Origin of the sequence: Methylobacterium sp. 13MFTsu3.1M2, from assembly GCF_900112625.1 — a bacterium.
Taxonomy (GTDB): domain Bacteria; phylum Pseudomonadota; class Alphaproteobacteria; order Rhizobiales; family Beijerinckiaceae; genus Methylobacterium.
The window spans coordinates 1-12427 of the sequence record NZ_FOMM01000020.1; the positions used below are offsets into that span (position 1 = coordinate 1).

A 12427-nucleotide genomic window follows, 5' to 3' on the forward strand; every position below is an offset into this window, starting at 1 on the left:
CGGCGGCGTGCTGGTGGGCGCGCACCACCGTGGCGTCCACGAAGTGCAGATCCCAGTCCAGGGCGCCGCGGGCGTCCGCCTGCGCCTGCAGGCGCTGCAGCACCCGGTCGAACACGCCGGCCTTGCGCCAGCGGTAGAACCGGCTCGACACGGTTCCGACCACCCCGTAACGGGCCGGCAGGTCCTCCCAGGGAGCACCGGTACGAAGGATCCAGAGCATGCCGTTGAGCACTTGGCGGTGATCCTCGGCGGGCCGGCCCGTGCGCGGCTTCTGCGGAGGCAGCAGCGGGGCGATCTGCTCCCACTTCGCGTCAGTCAGTTCAAAGCGTCGCATTAGGCTCACATGGCGCCGATCCCGCGGCCTGTGAACCCTTTGCAGAGACGCCCTAGGCGGCGAGCGGCATCCGGATCACCGGCGGATGGGACTCCGGCGCCGCGGCGGCCCGGGTCATCGCCGCGCCGGCATCCCAGGCCACGAGTGCGGCGATCCGCGCGGCGAGGATCGTCGTCTCCACGATGCGGGGCGACGCTGTCGGCGGGCGGGGCATCGTCGGTCGGTGGCTGATCATGACGGCTCCGCGGCTTCCTGCGAGAGCCATGCGCCCGAATGGTTACCGCCGTATCTCCGCTGTGTCAGCGCGCGTAGTTGTGCTGCCGACTGGCGCCCGCAATATCTGAACTCGGCGAGGCCAATTCATGCGTCGAAATGGCCGAGGTCCACACGAGGTCTCTGCGCTGGTCGGACGAACGATCTGCTTCGGCGATGTGCTCAAGGTTTCTGCGCAAAACGCGCTGGTGGCAATCGCGCTGGCGGAGGGAGCGTCAACTGAACCCCCATCCTGGCCGGTCCACATAGGTCCAATAGCGTCTGGAAAAAACCTTTCTTTGTCAGGGCCTTGGCGGATGGTATAGGAACAAAGGTCCAAGCCGGTTCGGCGTGATCTGTTCCGATCTTGGTGGGGTTGGTGGGGTAAATGGTGGGGTAGATGGCGCGAGCGATCAACCGAATGTCGGCGCGGACGGTTCAGACGCTCGCGGAGCCGGGCCGCCACGCCGACGGAGATGGGCTTTACCTCGTCATCGACCAAAACGGCGGAAAGCGCTGGGTCTTTCTCTATCGCCTGGCCGGGCGACGCCGCGAAATGGGACTTGGGTCGCTACGCACCATCTCTCTGGCGAAAGCCCGCGAATTGGCAAATCGCGCCCGGACGATGGTGGCCGAAGGGGAGGACCCTGTTGAGGCTCGACAGGCTGAAGCGCCCTCCCCCGATCCGGCACCCATACCTAGTGTGCCGACCTTCGCCGAAGTGGCCGAAGCCTTCATGGGCGAGCGTGACGGCGGTTGGCGCAACGCCAAACACCGCCAGCAATGGCGCACCAGTTTGATGAACTATGCCGCAGCGCTCCGGGAGAAGCCGGTCTCCGAGGTCAGCACTTCTGACGTTCTGGCTGTGCTGCGTCCGATCTGGCGCGAGAAGCCTGAGACAGCGAGCCGGCTTCGTGGCAGGATAGAGCGCATCCTCGATGCAGCGAAGGTCGAGGGTCACCGGCAGGGCGAGAATCCGGCGCGCTGGCGCGGGCACCTGGAGCACACGCTACCGAAGCCCGGCAAGCTGTCCCGCCGCCACCACCCTGCCCTGCCCTACGCTGAGGTTCCTGCGTTTGTTGCAGCCCTGCGCACCCGCGTGGCCGCTTCCGCTCGGGCCCTGGAGTTCATCATCCTGACGGCCGCTCGCTCCGGCGAGGTCCGCGGCATGCGGGCGAGCGAGGTCGATCTGGATTCGGGTTTATGGTCGGTGCCGGCGGAGCGCATGAAGGCTGGCCGGCAGCACCGGGTTCCGTTGTCGCGCGCGGCGCTCGACCTACTCGCCCCCCGCCTAGCCGTGATCGACCGCAACGATTTCGTTTTCGCAAACAGTCGAGGCGACATGCTCTCCGACATGGCGTTCAAGAGGCTAAACCTTCGAGTTGGCGTCGAGGGCATCACGACCCACGGATTCCGGTCCAGCTTCCGTGACTGGGCCGGTGATGAGACGGATTTCCCGCGCGAGGTGATGGAGGCCGCCCTCGCCCACATGGTCGGTAACGAGGTCGAGCTCGCTTACCGACGCGGTGACGCTCTTGAGAAGCGCCGTCAGCTTATGGAACTCTGGGCTTCCTTCGTTGCGGCCGAGAACGGCGTCCCGTCGAGGAAGGCTTCTAGATCGCAGTGACGGATGACGGTGCTGTTGCCGATCTTCCGCGACGGAATCCGTCCGTGCTTGATGTACTCGAAGAGGGTCGAGCGACTGATGCCGATCGCCGCCGCAGCATCTTCAACACGGTAGGCCAACGGCATGAGAACCATGCCACGGCGCCGCTTCACCTCACTTGCCATTGTCCACTCCCTTGTCATTCAGCCAGGCGTCTCACGCCGGATTCAAATCGACCATCATCTTGGGCGCCCGGCGCTGCCGGCTGCGCTCGCGGTCTCCCGCACCGCACGCGCTGAGGCGTCCCGCGGTTCGACAGGTTGAGTGGATGCGGGCGATCATGATCTCGCCACCGCACCCGCTGCCGTTGTTGCTGCGCTGCAACAGACGGGTAAGCATCGAGGCCCTACGCTGATACCTCTCGCACGGAGGACATACGCAGCATGGCCAACAAGCACTTCGTCCACGCGTCCACGCATCCGACGGCTACCATCCGCCTCGGCAGCTTTGACGTGCCGTGCACGGTGCTCTCGTCCACCGAGGCCACTGCCCACGTCCGCGTCATCACCGCCGGTGGTATTCTGGAGAACCTGACCTTCGTTCGTGACGGCCAGGTTCGGCGCGGCCGGGTTGCGCTGCGCAAGCAGGGTCCGCTCGGTCTCGATCTTTGGCTCGATCTGCAGGTGTCGCAGGATGCGCGCGCGGCCTGATTGAGGCCGGGACCCGAGACTGCTTCGAACGGCTGGGCAGCAGGCTTGGTGATACGCCACGGTCATTCTGCTGCCTCGGCGATCGGCGCGAGTTGGTCGATGTTGCGGGCGTGGACGGAGAACCCGACTACGACCACCCATGGATTGGCTTGCCAGGACTCGGGCCCGTTGATGCTCTCCCAGAGCGAGCGGAACGAGGCGCGCCAGATCCGATCTGCCTCGACGTAGGTCCCGCCGGCGTCCTCCGACCACGCCTGAAACCAGCCATCCGGCTTGCTGTAGTCCCGCACCGCGAGGGTCTGGTCCCAGAGCTCAAATTCGCAGCCCTCGGCTTCCGCGTCCGCCTCACTAATGTCGTGGAGGCGCTCGACCCGCACCTCCGACAGGAGAAGAGTGAGGCGACTCGCCCAGCGCGGCATGAAGAGCGATGGCCGCCAGATGCCCTCGGCGCCGCTCAGGAGATCCGGGAGCCACGTGTGCCACTTCGCGCCCGGGCAGCGCTCATAATTGAACGACGGCCCGGCGCCTTCGTCCTCGCCGTCCCATGCTTCGATGTCGTGGCAGTCGCCGGTCGCCCGGTAGGCGATCTGCGGGCCGAGGCCGCCCGAGCCGGTCTGCCACGTCTCCCTCACCCACAGCCGGTCGCCGACGGCGAAGCGCGGTCGGAAGTGCGCCACGACTTTCCGATGGAAGTCGCTGCCGTCCACGCCCTCGTGGATGAGGGTCGAGCCCTCGCGCGGTCTCGACGTGGCCGGCTCCGGCTTCAGAATCCGGCGCGTCTGCGTCTTGCCGGTGCCGGGCTGGCGCGCCTCTCGGAGCAGGGCCTGCACCATTGGCGCGCTAAACAGGATGGGACAATCAGCCATGAGCCACCGCCAATCCAATCTCGCGAATGCGAAGAGGCGCTGGCGGTTCCAGAATCAACTTTAAAGTAGATGCATATGTCTGGGCGCCGCTACTGATATCGCCCGATATTCTACTCTGAGTTGCCCAATTTTCGCGTAAACCATGGGGCCATAAGTCACCAGAATGGATTATTGCCATTCTGCCAAAACTGATAAAACTTGTCTGCACAGTGCAACGACACTGTGCGGAAGGGGATGGAGCGACGGCGCGATGATCAACGCAAGGGATCTGTGGCGCGTGCAGATCGGCAGCCGCGTGCGCCTGACTGGCGACAGCGAAGCTCTGATAGTGCTGAGCAGTCATCAGGAGCCGAATGGGGGCGTAAAGCTCCGCTGCTTGAGGCAAAGCTCCTTGAAGTACGTCACCGTTCAAGGCACGAAGATCGAACTGGTGGCCTAGAGGTCCACGTTCGCGCGTGATGGTGCTGGACTCGGCCATGCTGCTACTCCGTGGGCGTGAGAAGGGGAGCCGGAGCCGGGCGGTTCGACCGCTTCCGGGCGGGGAAGAGCGCGGGCATGGTCGCCCGGGTCGCCTCCCTGGTGATGCGCGCCACGTGGCAACGCAGGTTGTGGACGGCCGGGAAGAAGCCCCTCCCCGGCAGACGCAGGCCGCTGGGCGCGATCATCGCGAAGTCCTCGCCGTCCGGGCTGCTCTCGGCCTGGAAGCCATCGCCCAGGATTTGCTGCGTGATGTCGACGAGCTTCGCCGGATCGCCGGTCCCCCAGGCCGTGCCGACCTGGTTGTGCGCATAGACGGCCAGGATCAGGTCGATGTTGAGCGGGGACTCGGCGAGCTGCCGAAGGGCGATCATCGCCCTCTGCGCCGGCTGCGGCCAGTCCTCGCCCGCAAAGGGCTGGCGGTATACGGTGGCCGGTATCGGGAACGGCTCCTTCTTGTCCTTCCGCTGCTCCGCAATGACAGCGGCGAGGATGTCCTCGGCCGGCCCAGGCCGGTCGTTCCCGGCCGACCGGAAGCCGGTCTCGCTCAGGAACGGCATGCCGGCGTCGACAGCGTAGAAACAGCACCAGCGGTCGCGCTCGACGATCGCGCGGATGCCATCGACCTCGACCACGGGGAAGGTCCGGACGATCGGCTCGAAGCTGAAGAGGTCAGGCGCGTTCATGCCGCCACCTCTTCACCGCCTGCCTGAGTGCAGTGCAGCGCTGCCTCGTTCTTGCCGCCCAAGATAGGCTTGGCCACCAAGCCTCTTGATGATTGTCCTATGTTAAATCTCCAGCCGCACAGCGGCTGAGAAGCGATCCGCGGAGACTTGTCGAATGCTGTATTTACAATCCTAATCGGCTGACATATAGACTCCGCGTTCTGGGGAGCGTGTTTTGTAGGGAACACGCCATGACTGATATGACACCGATCGCGGATGAAGCCGCGACACGCCTGGCCTTTGGCCTTATGCGCAGTGCCTATCTCGATCTCGCGCGGACGTTGCGCAGTATCGAAAAGGAGCCCGCCAACGAATTGCTGCGGGCTGTAGAGCACCGGATTGTGTACCGGCTCGGCTCTTCTGTTGGGCAGGATTGCCCAGCCGGTTCCACGCAGGAGGGTGCGCTCGCCTTGGCTGCTGGTCGCGTTCAAAGCGTGCTTCGCGAAGCGCAAGAGGCCTGAGCCCCGCTTCAGAATGGGTGGGCGGTTCTCCGCCTCGGGCACGAACCGCCCCACCACCGCGCACCTGCACGCGGCCAGCGCCAGCACGCCGGAGTCGTCTTCGTCGTAGAGGTAGTCGAGGATGTGCGCTGGCGCATGCCGAGCGATCACCACCCGATCCAGATACGAGTCAGCAATGATGCTGGAGGCGGTCATGGATCGGTCGGACAACGTCGTGCAGCTTCGTTCCCCAAGCGCACCGCGCCGTGCTGTCGCTCGGACCTGGCCTGCGCCGGAACGCGGCTTCGCCGATGTGCTCGTGGTCGGTGGGGCGCTGGCCGGTCTGATGCTTATCGCGCAGCAGCTCATTCTCGGATTGAGCGCGGGGTGAGGGTTTGTCATCACCGCGCTCTCTCACCGCCCGAAGGTATTGGCGCGGCAAGGATCCGCTGAACTCGGCCGACGGCATGATCGTTGACCGCGCGATGTCCGATCCGATGATCCCGCTGATCTCGGCTGCCGCGTTCGTCGGCGTGGGTTGGCTCATCGTCCACGCCGGGCGCCAGTACGATGACGCGATTTGGCACACGCTGACCGTCTTCGCGCTGGTGGCAGGTCTGCTGGTGCTGATCGGTGTGACCTCGAAACTGCGGTCTCTGATGGGTGTCGGCCGGATGTCGCACCGGATCGAAGCGCGATCGCAGGTCGAGCCCGGAAGCCCAGTCCGCGCGGTGCGGAAGCTCGACACGGGATTGAACCCGTAGGGTGAGGCCGATCACCGGCCGCCCCCCACGCCCAGCCGCTTCCCGAACGCCCGCCCGGTCGCCGGATTGCGATCCCGAACTCGGAGCCGGACGCACAGGCTCCAGCCGTGGCGCAGCGGTACGAGCTCGCCGCAGCACAGCAGCGCCACGACGGTCCGGATCGGAAGGCGGCCGCCGCCGCACTCCGCTCGGTAGGAGGTCGGCTCGTCGCTGAGCTGCGGCCGCGTCATCCGCCACCGGCCATGCGAGCCGGGCCGGCGCTGTGTCTAGCGCACCGCGATCCGGCACACGCCCGCCTCGCGGATCGTCGCCAGTACCTCGGCCTGGCGCGGGGTGAGCGGCTTCATATCCGCGCCTCCACCACCGGCAGCCCGGCGGCGCGCGCCTTGCGCACCATGTCGGCCGTCCCCGCGCCGCCCGGGAACGCGATCACGGCATCCGGCCGGCCCTCGGCGAGCATCTGCGTGTTCCGGAGCGGTCCGGCCTGCCGGCTGTAGCGATCCCAGTCGGGCGCGAAGGTGCGCATCGGGATGCCGCTCGCTCGCGCCCAGCAGCGCGCGGCCTCATCGGCGCCCCGCGCGCCGCCCTCGATGACGTGGGTGATCCGGGCGTTCGAGTCCCGGCCGAGAGCCTCGGCGCAAAGGTCCCGCGCATGGTCCTCCAGCCAGTTCCAAGCGAGGTCGAGGTTCTCGAGGTTGCGGCTACCGCAGACGAGCACGCGCATCACGCGACCACCTTCCCGGCTGCCCCGGTGCTGCTCGGCCCGACCATCCAGCCCGGCGGGCGAGGGATCTCGCCGCTCAGCGGGCGCCACAGGTGCAGGTGACCTGACCGGTATTTTGGACCGAGCTGATTGAGAGGCTACTGCATGACCGCTGCCATGGGTAGCCGGAAGGCCAGATCCGGGTAGCTGACAGGCGCGGGCGGCCGATAGCCCAGCGACGAATGCGGTCGAACGCGGTTGTAGGTGGTTTGCCATAGACCGATCACGATCTGCGCCTCTTTCAGGGAGTAGAAGATCTCCTGCCTCAGGCACTCGTCGCGCAGCTTACCATTGAAGCTCTCACAGTACCCGTTCTCCCACGGCGAGCCGGGTGCGATGTACTGGATCTGTGAACCAGTTTTGGCGACCCACTTGCGCAGCGCCTTCGAGATCATCTCGGGGCCGTTATCACACCGGATGTGCTCCGGGATGCCGTGTAGGCACATCGCGTCGGCCAGCGCCTCGATCACGCCGACGCTGTTGATGCGTCGGGCCACCTTCAGCGCCAGGCAGGCCCGGCTATGCTCGTCGATCAGCGTCAGGATACGCAAGGTTCGGCCGTCGTGCGTCTGGGCCTGCACGAAATCGAAGCTCCAGACGTGGTTACGGTGGAGCGGGCGCAGCCGCACGCACGAGCCGTCATTCAGCCAAAGCCGGCTGCGCGGCCGGTGCTTCTGCGGGACCTTCAGCCCCTCGCGACGCCAGATGCGCTGAACCCGATCCTTGCCCATCTGCCACCCCGCTGCCTGCAGCAGCGCGGTGACGCGGCGATAGCCTTAGCGTCCGTACTCGGAGGCCAAGGCAACGATGGCTCGGGTCAGTCCATCCTCGTCGGCCGGCACGGTCGGCACGTAGCGTTGCGTGCCGCGGTGCTGACCGACGATCCGGCAGGCGTGACGTTCCGAGAGGCCGTACTTCTCCCGGATCCCGTCCACTGCCTGTCGGCGTCGCTCGGGGGCTACAAGTTTCCCGAGGCGACGTCCGCCAGCACCTGCTTTTCCAAAGAAAGGTCAGCTACCAGCCGCCGCAGCCGCGCGTTCTCGCGCTCCAGGTCCTTCATCTTCCTGGCCTGGTCGACTTGAAGGCCGCCGTACTCCTTGCGCCAGCGGTAATAGCTCTGCTCGGAGATCTCCGCTTCCTTGCACGCCAGCGCCAAGCTCTTGCCTTGTGCCGTCTGCACCTCGATCTGGCGCAGCTTGAGCACGACCTGCTCCGCGCTCGTCTTCTGACCTCGCCGCATCTCCGACTCCTTCGGTCCTAGCTGATCCTCTCAATCAGCCCGGTCCAAAGCCAGCCGGTCAGGTCACTGGCCAACGCGCTGAACTACGTCTTGGAGCACGCCCCCGCGTGGTTCGTGAAGTGGACCGGCGGTGAGGCAGCGATCCGCGACCACATCATCGCCCTGCTGCCGGTGGCCCCCGACGCCTCGCTGGCCAACGCCACGCCGACGGCCACGGACCCGATTGCGGCCAACGGCTGATGTTCAGCCTCTCAGCCCTGCTGAGCACGCTGCTCGGCCTCCTCGCGCGGACGTTCTCGGACGCCATCGTGAAGGAGGTCGACAGGCTGCGGCACGATCAGGATCAGCGCGACCTCGGCGCGGCGCAGCAGGCGAACGCCTCCACGCTGGTCGCAGAGGCGCAGGAGGCCCGGGCGCGCGCCGCCGCCGACGCTGCGGCAGACGGGCCGGACGACGACCGCGACATCCTCCCGGAGGCGAAGTGATGGCCCACATCGGCGTCCTACGCACGGCCGACAACGGGTCGGTGCTGTTCCACTGCCCGGGCTGCGATCAGCCGCACGCCGTGCGCGTCGTTCCTGATGGCAGCAAGCCGTGCTGGGGGTTCAACGGCGATCACGAGCGGCCGACGTTCACGCCGTCCGTGCTGGTGACCTGGGGTCATCATGTGCCCGGTGCCGGCGGACGCGGCGCGGGTCCGCATTGCCAGTACGGCTGCGACGATCCCGAGGATGGCAATCCCGCCTGCTGCGGCGTCTGCCACTCCTTTGTGCGCGCCGGTCAGATCCAATTCCTCGGCGACTGCACCCATGCGCTCGCCGGGCAGACCGTTCCTCTCACCGCCAGAGACGACACGTGACCTGCATCGGCTTCGCCCTCGGGCTCGCGATCCTGCACTGCGATCTCGCCCAACCCGCGGTCCAGGCCGCCCGGCTCTGCCAAGTGATGACCTTGCCCGTGCAGTACGCGCGCACGGACGACCCGCGGACCCGGCTGCGGCTGCGGGCGCTGAACGCTGCTTGGCGCTCGGCCTGCGCGGGGCGCTGAGCCGTGACCGGGATCGAAATCGCGGGCCTCCTCAAGGATTACGGACTTCTCGGAGCGGTCGTGCTCCTGCTGCTGGCCCTCAGGACCGTCACGGGCTGGTGGCGAGACAGCATGGAGAAGCGCCTGGAGGACAACAAGGCGATGGCCGAGCGCGTCGCCACGGCGCTTGAGCGGCAGGGCGCGACCAACGCCGACATCGCAGAGAACATGAAGGACGTCCGTGACGGTCAGGGCGAGATCCTGAAGGTCACCACCGAGGCTGCCCTCACGGCCGCGGCCGGGCTTCGGGAGACCAATCAGAAGCTGGCCGATCTGAAGCAGGGTCAGACCCAGCAGCCTGCAGGAGCTGCTCGATGATCCGGGAGGCAATCAGGGATCGGATCCGCAAGTGGGTCTGCCCGCAGTGCGAGCATTGCGGACAGGAGCCTCCGGAGGCGAAGCGTCTGGACCGCGCCGAGCAGCTTCACGCCATCTCCAGCCTCGCTGTCTCGCGGGAGGCTGAGAAACAAGTCCGCCGTGTGAGCGACATGCGCGTTGCCGCCAACGCAGCCGTCAAGCGCCTAGTGCACGACAAGCGCCAGATCGAGGAGACCGACGGCAGTGAGGTATGATTTCAAGGGCGAAGAAGGACTCAAGGACAAGGCGATCTTCGCGGCGATCATCATCTTTGCCGTCGTCGGGATCCTCGACGTGTTCCTGCCCAACGCCGACGTGATCCTTCTCGCGCGCACCCTCCAGGCCGCAGGCTCGGCCACCGTCGTGGTCGTCTACTGGCCAGACTTCGTCGAGGCGCTCAGGACCAACAAGCCGGAGCTCGGCGACTTCCTGATCTTCGGCGTGACGATCGGTTGGATGGCCACGTTCTGCCAGGCCATGTTCGTGATCGTGTTCCGGCTCTCGGGCAACCCGTGGTGGTTCGCGAACAGCGACCTGAACCTGCTCTGGATCGCGATGAGCATCCTGTCGTCGGTGATGCACGTGATCGCGCCTGGACTGGTGCGGAACGAGGTGCCGCGGCGGAACCGCATCGGGCTCGGGATCGGCACCTTCATGGGCGTGTTCCTGGCGTGCAGCGTGATGCTGATCAAGCCAGACCTGACCGAGGCGCTGGAGCGCGCGCGTCCCTACATCTCCGACGTGTTCAAGAGCGGCGAGTCGACCTTCCAGGCCGATGAGGTGGATCGCCGCTGATGCTCTGGACACACCCCACCGAGACCATGATGTGGGTGGGCGTCTGCCTCATCATCGGGCTGTTCGTCGGCGGCTGGGTCGCGGAGAGACAGCGACCGCCGTAACCTCATCTCCTCCGTGATCTACCAGCCTCGCGCGGCTCCCGGAGCGCGGGGCATTTCTCAATCTGAGCCGCTGTTGGATTCCGCTGGATTCGAGCGGTTGCCCCACATGCTTAGGATCTGGATTCGCCCGCCCGGTCCGCCGTTTTGAGCTTCTTTCGTTCTCAGGCTATTGATCTGTGCAGACGATAGCGCGTCCAATCTCAAGACCGTCAGCTGTTCGCCGCACGATCACTATCCGCTTAGCTACTTTGTCGAGGGGCGGATCGAACCTGAACTCAAATCCATGATGGGCATCCCCGATTTTTTCATCTTCAAGATCGGGTCGATAAAGGCTTGCAACAGCGCATCCCGCCAATACGTCGTCGACAAGGATTTGTATGTCTGCACGCAAGCTCGCCGAGCCGTCCGGGAGTGCCCATCCTCGGACGGAGGTATGGCTGAGCTCATCGACAAAGCCTTGCAGGGAGGTCGTGGCCGATGGGCTGGGGGCTGTGAGCAGTCTCATCGGCTCCGTGGCGTGATTGGGCCGTGGGGCTGACGTTCGAGGATCCTTGAGGTAGCCGCCGCGGCCCTCGGCGAAGCCCGTGTTCACAAAATGCAGGAGCGGATTGAGACCGGCGGCGGCGACGTCGAGATTCGCGGCGAGATAGCCAGAGGTGCTGAAGCCTGCGCTCGGATCTCGGCCTTCTTTCCAGCCAGCCAGGAGGTAGTGGCGCAGCGGGTCAAGCCGAGCAGTGCGCACGTCCGGATACCAATAAAGGTAGTAGATCGGATCGAAGCCGGGGAGTGGATTGCGAACGAGCGCAGGGCGCGAGTCGAACGGGTTGGGCAGGTGCAGCTTCATGGAAAATCCGTGGTCACGAGACGTTCGATCGATCCCTCATGTTGAGCCTGGCCGCAAGTCCCTGCCCTCCTTTGCCGGTACAAGATTGCCTTCTTGCGGGCACCAGAACGGCTCGGTCAGCGCTTCCATCCATCCCGCAACAAAGCCGCTGTGCGTTTCGAGGCGGCTCCTATTTGTTCGTAGACAAATCCAATATCATTTTTTGCAGATTTTCAACTTGAATATGCTTATTCGTCAGCTCTTCTAGTAAATATACATGAGAGCGGAGCTCATGGGGCATACTGTCGACATCGAACAGATCAAATTGGCCGTGCACACGATCGTTAATGCGCAACGCTCCGAAGAGTTTTCTATTGAGATCTGGCCATACATGGACACCATTCTCACCAAGATGATTAGCTCTAGCAAAAGCAGGCTGAAGTATCTTCAACTCGGGAGAGGCAGCCACATGCGCATAAATAGACCAGTCCCACCCCCATCTTGAGCCCCAGTACGCGGCGTTGGGATTGTTTGGCTCCCCGTCCCCCATCCATATTTTCTTTATATGCGAGGCCCATTCCTGCGCCCGAACAACGAACCCAAGAGAATTGAAAACTTTTGATTCGAATAAAATGGAAGGGAACGCAGGATTTGACACGAAGCCTGCAGATCCGCAGGGACCAGAGATTAAATTCATAGCGAGCCATTGTGGCTGATAATTTTTCTCATACCACAGGCTCATTTCCACCACGTCGGGCGAGACAACCAAATCTTCCTCAAGGTAAATATTGAGCGCAGATCCAGAATCAAATACAGAATTCAGAAGAGCGTATGGATTCCCGCGAACTCCAAGAACATGATCGTTCACAATCAGACGATATTCAATTTCAGTCAGAGTTGATTCGCAGATCGATATGATCTCCGAGCTGCAATCGCTTGGCTCAACTGCAACGACAACGCTCCATCCCGAAAGATCATTGATCTTCAGGCTTTGTAGTAAATCCAGAAATAACTTCGGTCTATTCATAGCCGTTATTGTTATAGTGCGCACCACATTGCCTCCATAAGGACGACAAGTAAGCACT

Annotated in this window: 20 protein-coding genes and 1 pseudogene; 11 read left to right on the top strand and 10 right to left on the bottom strand. The window is 64.4% G+C overall.

All coding sequences use genetic code 11. The annotated features are described in order from the left end of the window. Together BM314_RS19815 and BM314_RS19820 are read right to left on the bottom strand one after the other, a co-directional pair. Positions 1 to 334: IS5 family transposase (locus BM314_RS19815; protein WP_107353641.1), on the bottom strand; the 334-nt coding region annotated here is incomplete at its 3' end. Between the two features lie 52 nt (positions 335 to 386). After that, the gene (locus tag BM314_RS19820) at positions 387 to 569 is read right to left on the bottom strand and encodes a hypothetical protein (RefSeq protein ID WP_091979714.1); all 183 of its coding nucleotides are present in this window, start codon (positions 567 to 569) and stop codon (positions 387 to 389) included. A gap of 417 nt (positions 570 to 986) precedes the next feature. Between BM314_RS19820 and BM314_RS19825 the strand changes: the two genes are divergently transcribed. After that, positions 987 to 2213, top strand: a complete 1227-nt coding sequence (locus tag BM314_RS19825; RefSeq protein WP_091979716.1) for a tyrosine-type recombinase/integrase — start codon at positions 987 to 989, stop codon at positions 2211 to 2213. Here BM314_RS19825 and BM314_RS19830 read toward each other — a convergent pair. Further along, positions 2135 to 2395 carry a helix-turn-helix domain-containing protein gene (locus BM314_RS19830; protein ID WP_348272738.1) on the bottom strand — a complete coding sequence of 87 codons (261 nt, stop codon included), beginning with the start codon at positions 2393 to 2395 and terminating at the stop codon, positions 2135 to 2137. The genes BM314_RS19825 and BM314_RS19830 overlap by 79 nt on opposite strands. Positions 2396 to 2635: 240 nt before the next feature. Here BM314_RS19830 and BM314_RS19835 point away from each other — a divergent pair, with 240 nt between their 5' ends. After that, the gene (locus BM314_RS19835) at positions 2636 to 2902 is read left to right on the top strand and encodes a hypothetical protein (protein WP_091979720.1); all 267 of its coding nucleotides are present in this window, start codon (positions 2636 to 2638) and stop codon (positions 2900 to 2902) included. Between the two features lie 62 nt (positions 2903 to 2964). On the opposite strand, the gene BM314_RS19840 is transcribed toward BM314_RS19835, so the two are convergent. The 3 genes from BM314_RS19840 to BM314_RS30200 form a co-directional block, all read right to left on the bottom strand. After that, the gene (locus BM314_RS19840; RefSeq protein WP_244539988.1) at positions 2965 to 3735 is read right to left on the bottom strand and encodes a hypothetical protein; all 771 of its coding nucleotides are present in this window, start codon (positions 3733 to 3735) and stop codon (positions 2965 to 2967) included. 515 nt (positions 3736 to 4250) lie between these two features. Then, on the bottom strand, positions 4251 to 4931 hold the full coding sequence (locus BM314_RS19850) for a hypothetical protein (RefSeq protein WP_091979726.1): 681 nt from the start codon (positions 4929 to 4931) through the stop codon (positions 4251 to 4253). Further along, positions 4928 to 5626: a hypothetical protein gene (locus tag BM314_RS30200; protein WP_139237845.1), complete on the bottom strand. Its 699-nt coding sequence runs from the start codon at positions 5624 to 5626 to the stop codon at positions 4928 to 4930. The genes BM314_RS19850 and BM314_RS30200 overlap by 4 nt, the downstream gene beginning before the upstream one ends. Here BM314_RS30200 and BM314_RS30685 point away from each other — a divergent pair. Continuing rightward, positions 5625 to 5801, top strand: a complete 177-nt coding sequence (locus BM314_RS30685; RefSeq protein ID WP_170868149.1) for a hypothetical protein — start codon at positions 5625 to 5627, stop codon at positions 5799 to 5801. The two genes, BM314_RS30200 and BM314_RS30685, sit on opposite strands and share 2 nt — an antisense overlap. A 76-nt stretch (positions 5802 to 5877) precedes the next feature. Further along, positions 5878 to 6174: a hypothetical protein gene (locus BM314_RS19860; protein WP_091979730.1), complete on the top strand. Its 297-nt coding sequence runs from the start codon at positions 5878 to 5880 to the stop codon at positions 6172 to 6174. A gap of 343 nt (positions 6175 to 6517) precedes the next feature. On the opposite strand, the gene BM314_RS30690 is transcribed toward BM314_RS19860, so the two are convergent. After that, the gene (locus BM314_RS30690) at positions 6518 to 6898 is read right to left on the bottom strand and encodes an SLOG family protein (RefSeq protein ID WP_091979734.1); all 381 of its coding nucleotides are present in this window, start codon (positions 6896 to 6898) and stop codon (positions 6518 to 6520) included. A gap of 137 nt (positions 6899 to 7035) precedes the next feature. Continuing rightward, a pseudogene (locus BM314_RS19875) lies at positions 7036 to 8177 on the bottom strand (IS3 family transposase). 90 nt (positions 8178 to 8267) lie between these two features. On the opposite strand from BM314_RS19875, the gene BM314_RS30695 reads away from it, so the two are divergent. From BM314_RS30695 to BM314_RS19905, 7 genes are read left to right on the top strand one after another with little or no spacing between them, the layout of a single operon-like run. Then, a complete protein-coding gene (locus BM314_RS30695; protein ID WP_170868152.1) occupies positions 8268 to 8417 on the top strand; it encodes a hypothetical protein in 150 nt (49 codons plus the stop codon). Further along, on the top strand, positions 8417 to 8662 hold the full coding sequence (locus tag BM314_RS19880; protein WP_091979736.1) for a peptidoglycan-binding protein: 246 nt from the start codon (positions 8417 to 8419) through the stop codon (positions 8660 to 8662). The genes BM314_RS30695 and BM314_RS19880 overlap by 1 nt, the downstream gene beginning before the upstream one ends. Continuing rightward, a complete protein-coding gene (locus tag BM314_RS19885) occupies positions 8662 to 9036 on the top strand; it encodes a ubiquitination-like system serine protease family protein (RefSeq protein WP_091979738.1) in 375 nt (124 codons plus the stop codon). The genes BM314_RS19880 and BM314_RS19885 overlap by 1 nt, the downstream gene beginning before the upstream one ends. Continuing rightward, positions 9033 to 9224, top strand: a complete 192-nt coding sequence (locus BM314_RS19890; RefSeq protein WP_091979740.1) for a hypothetical protein — start codon at positions 9033 to 9035, stop codon at positions 9222 to 9224. The genes BM314_RS19885 and BM314_RS19890 overlap by 4 nt, the downstream gene beginning before the upstream one ends. 3 nt (positions 9225 to 9227) lie before the next feature. Next, positions 9228 to 9581, top strand: coding sequence for a hypothetical protein (locus BM314_RS19895; protein WP_091979742.1), 354 nt, complete (start codon positions 9228 to 9230; stop codon positions 9579 to 9581). Next, the gene (locus BM314_RS19900; protein ID WP_091979744.1) at positions 9578 to 9835 is read left to right on the top strand and encodes a hypothetical protein; all 258 of its coding nucleotides are present in this window, start codon (positions 9578 to 9580) and stop codon (positions 9833 to 9835) included. The genes BM314_RS19895 and BM314_RS19900 overlap by 4 nt, the downstream gene beginning before the upstream one ends. Further along, positions 9825 to 10415, top strand: a complete 591-nt coding sequence (locus BM314_RS19905) for a hypothetical protein (protein WP_091979746.1) — start codon at positions 9825 to 9827, stop codon at positions 10413 to 10415. Before BM314_RS19900 ends, BM314_RS19905 begins: the two co-directional genes overlap by 11 nt. Before the next feature lie 270 nt (positions 10416 to 10685). On the opposite strand, the gene BM314_RS31375 is transcribed toward BM314_RS19905, so the two are convergent. Continuing rightward, positions 10686 to 11363: a hypothetical protein gene (locus BM314_RS31375; protein ID WP_348272739.1), complete on the bottom strand. Its 678-nt coding sequence runs from the start codon at positions 11361 to 11363 to the stop codon at positions 10686 to 10688. A 169-nt stretch (positions 11364 to 11532) separates the two neighbouring features. Beyond that, on the bottom strand, positions 11533 to 12369 hold the full coding sequence (locus BM314_RS30210; RefSeq protein ID WP_210187351.1) for a hypothetical protein: 837 nt from the start codon (positions 12367 to 12369) through the stop codon (positions 11533 to 11535). Positions 12370 to 12427 lie beyond the last annotated feature (58 nt).

Excerpts from the sequence above, each read along its gene's own strand:
- BM314_RS19820 (WP_091979714.1), bottom strand. The coding sequence starts at position 569 with ATGATCAGCCACCGACCGACGATGCCCCGCCCGCCGACAGCGTCGCCC.
- BM314_RS19825 (WP_091979716.1), top strand. The coding sequence starts at position 987 with ATGGCGCGAGCGATCAACCGAATGTCGGCGCGGACGGTTCAGACGCTC.
- BM314_RS19830 (WP_348272738.1), bottom strand. The coding sequence starts at position 2,395 with ATGACAAGGGAGTGGACAATGGCAAGTGAGGTGAAGCGGCGCCGTGGC.
- BM314_RS19835 (WP_091979720.1), top strand. The coding sequence starts at position 2,636 with ATGGCCAACAAGCACTTCGTCCACGCGTCCACGCATCCGACGGCTACC.
- BM314_RS19840 (WP_244539988.1), bottom strand. The coding sequence starts at position 3,735 with ATGGTGCAGGCCCTGCTCCGAGAGGCGCGCCAGCCCGGCACCGGCAAG.
- BM314_RS19850 (WP_091979726.1), bottom strand. The coding sequence starts at position 4,931 with ATGAACGCGCCTGACCTCTTCAGCTTCGAGCCGATCGTCCGGACCTTC.
- BM314_RS30685 (WP_170868149.1), top strand. The coding sequence starts at position 5,625 with ATGGATCGGTCGGACAACGTCGTGCAGCTTCGTTCCCCAAGCGCACCG.
- BM314_RS30200 (WP_139237845.1), bottom strand. The coding sequence starts at position 5,626 with ATGACCGCCTCCAGCATCATTGCTGACTCGTATCTGGATCGGGTGGTG.
- BM314_RS19860 (WP_091979730.1), top strand. The coding sequence starts at position 5,878 with ATGATCGTTGACCGCGCGATGTCCGATCCGATGATCCCGCTGATCTCG.
- BM314_RS30690 (WP_091979734.1), bottom strand. The coding sequence starts at position 6,898 with ATGCGCGTGCTCGTCTGCGGTAGCCGCAACCTCGAGAACCTCGACCTC.
- BM314_RS19880 (WP_091979736.1), top strand. The coding sequence starts at position 8,417 with ATGTTCAGCCTCTCAGCCCTGCTGAGCACGCTGCTCGGCCTCCTCGCG.
- BM314_RS19885 (WP_091979738.1), top strand. The coding sequence starts at position 8,662 with ATGGCCCACATCGGCGTCCTACGCACGGCCGACAACGGGTCGGTGCTG.
- BM314_RS19900 (WP_091979744.1), top strand. The coding sequence starts at position 9,578 with ATGATCCGGGAGGCAATCAGGGATCGGATCCGCAAGTGGGTCTGCCCG.
- BM314_RS31375 (WP_348272739.1), bottom strand. The coding sequence starts at position 11,363 with ATGAAGCTGCACCTGCCCAACCCGTTCGACTCGCGCCCTGCGCTCGTT.
- BM314_RS30210 (WP_210187351.1), bottom strand. The coding sequence starts at position 12,369 with ATGAATAGACCGAAGTTATTTCTGGATTTACTACAAAGCCTGAAGATC.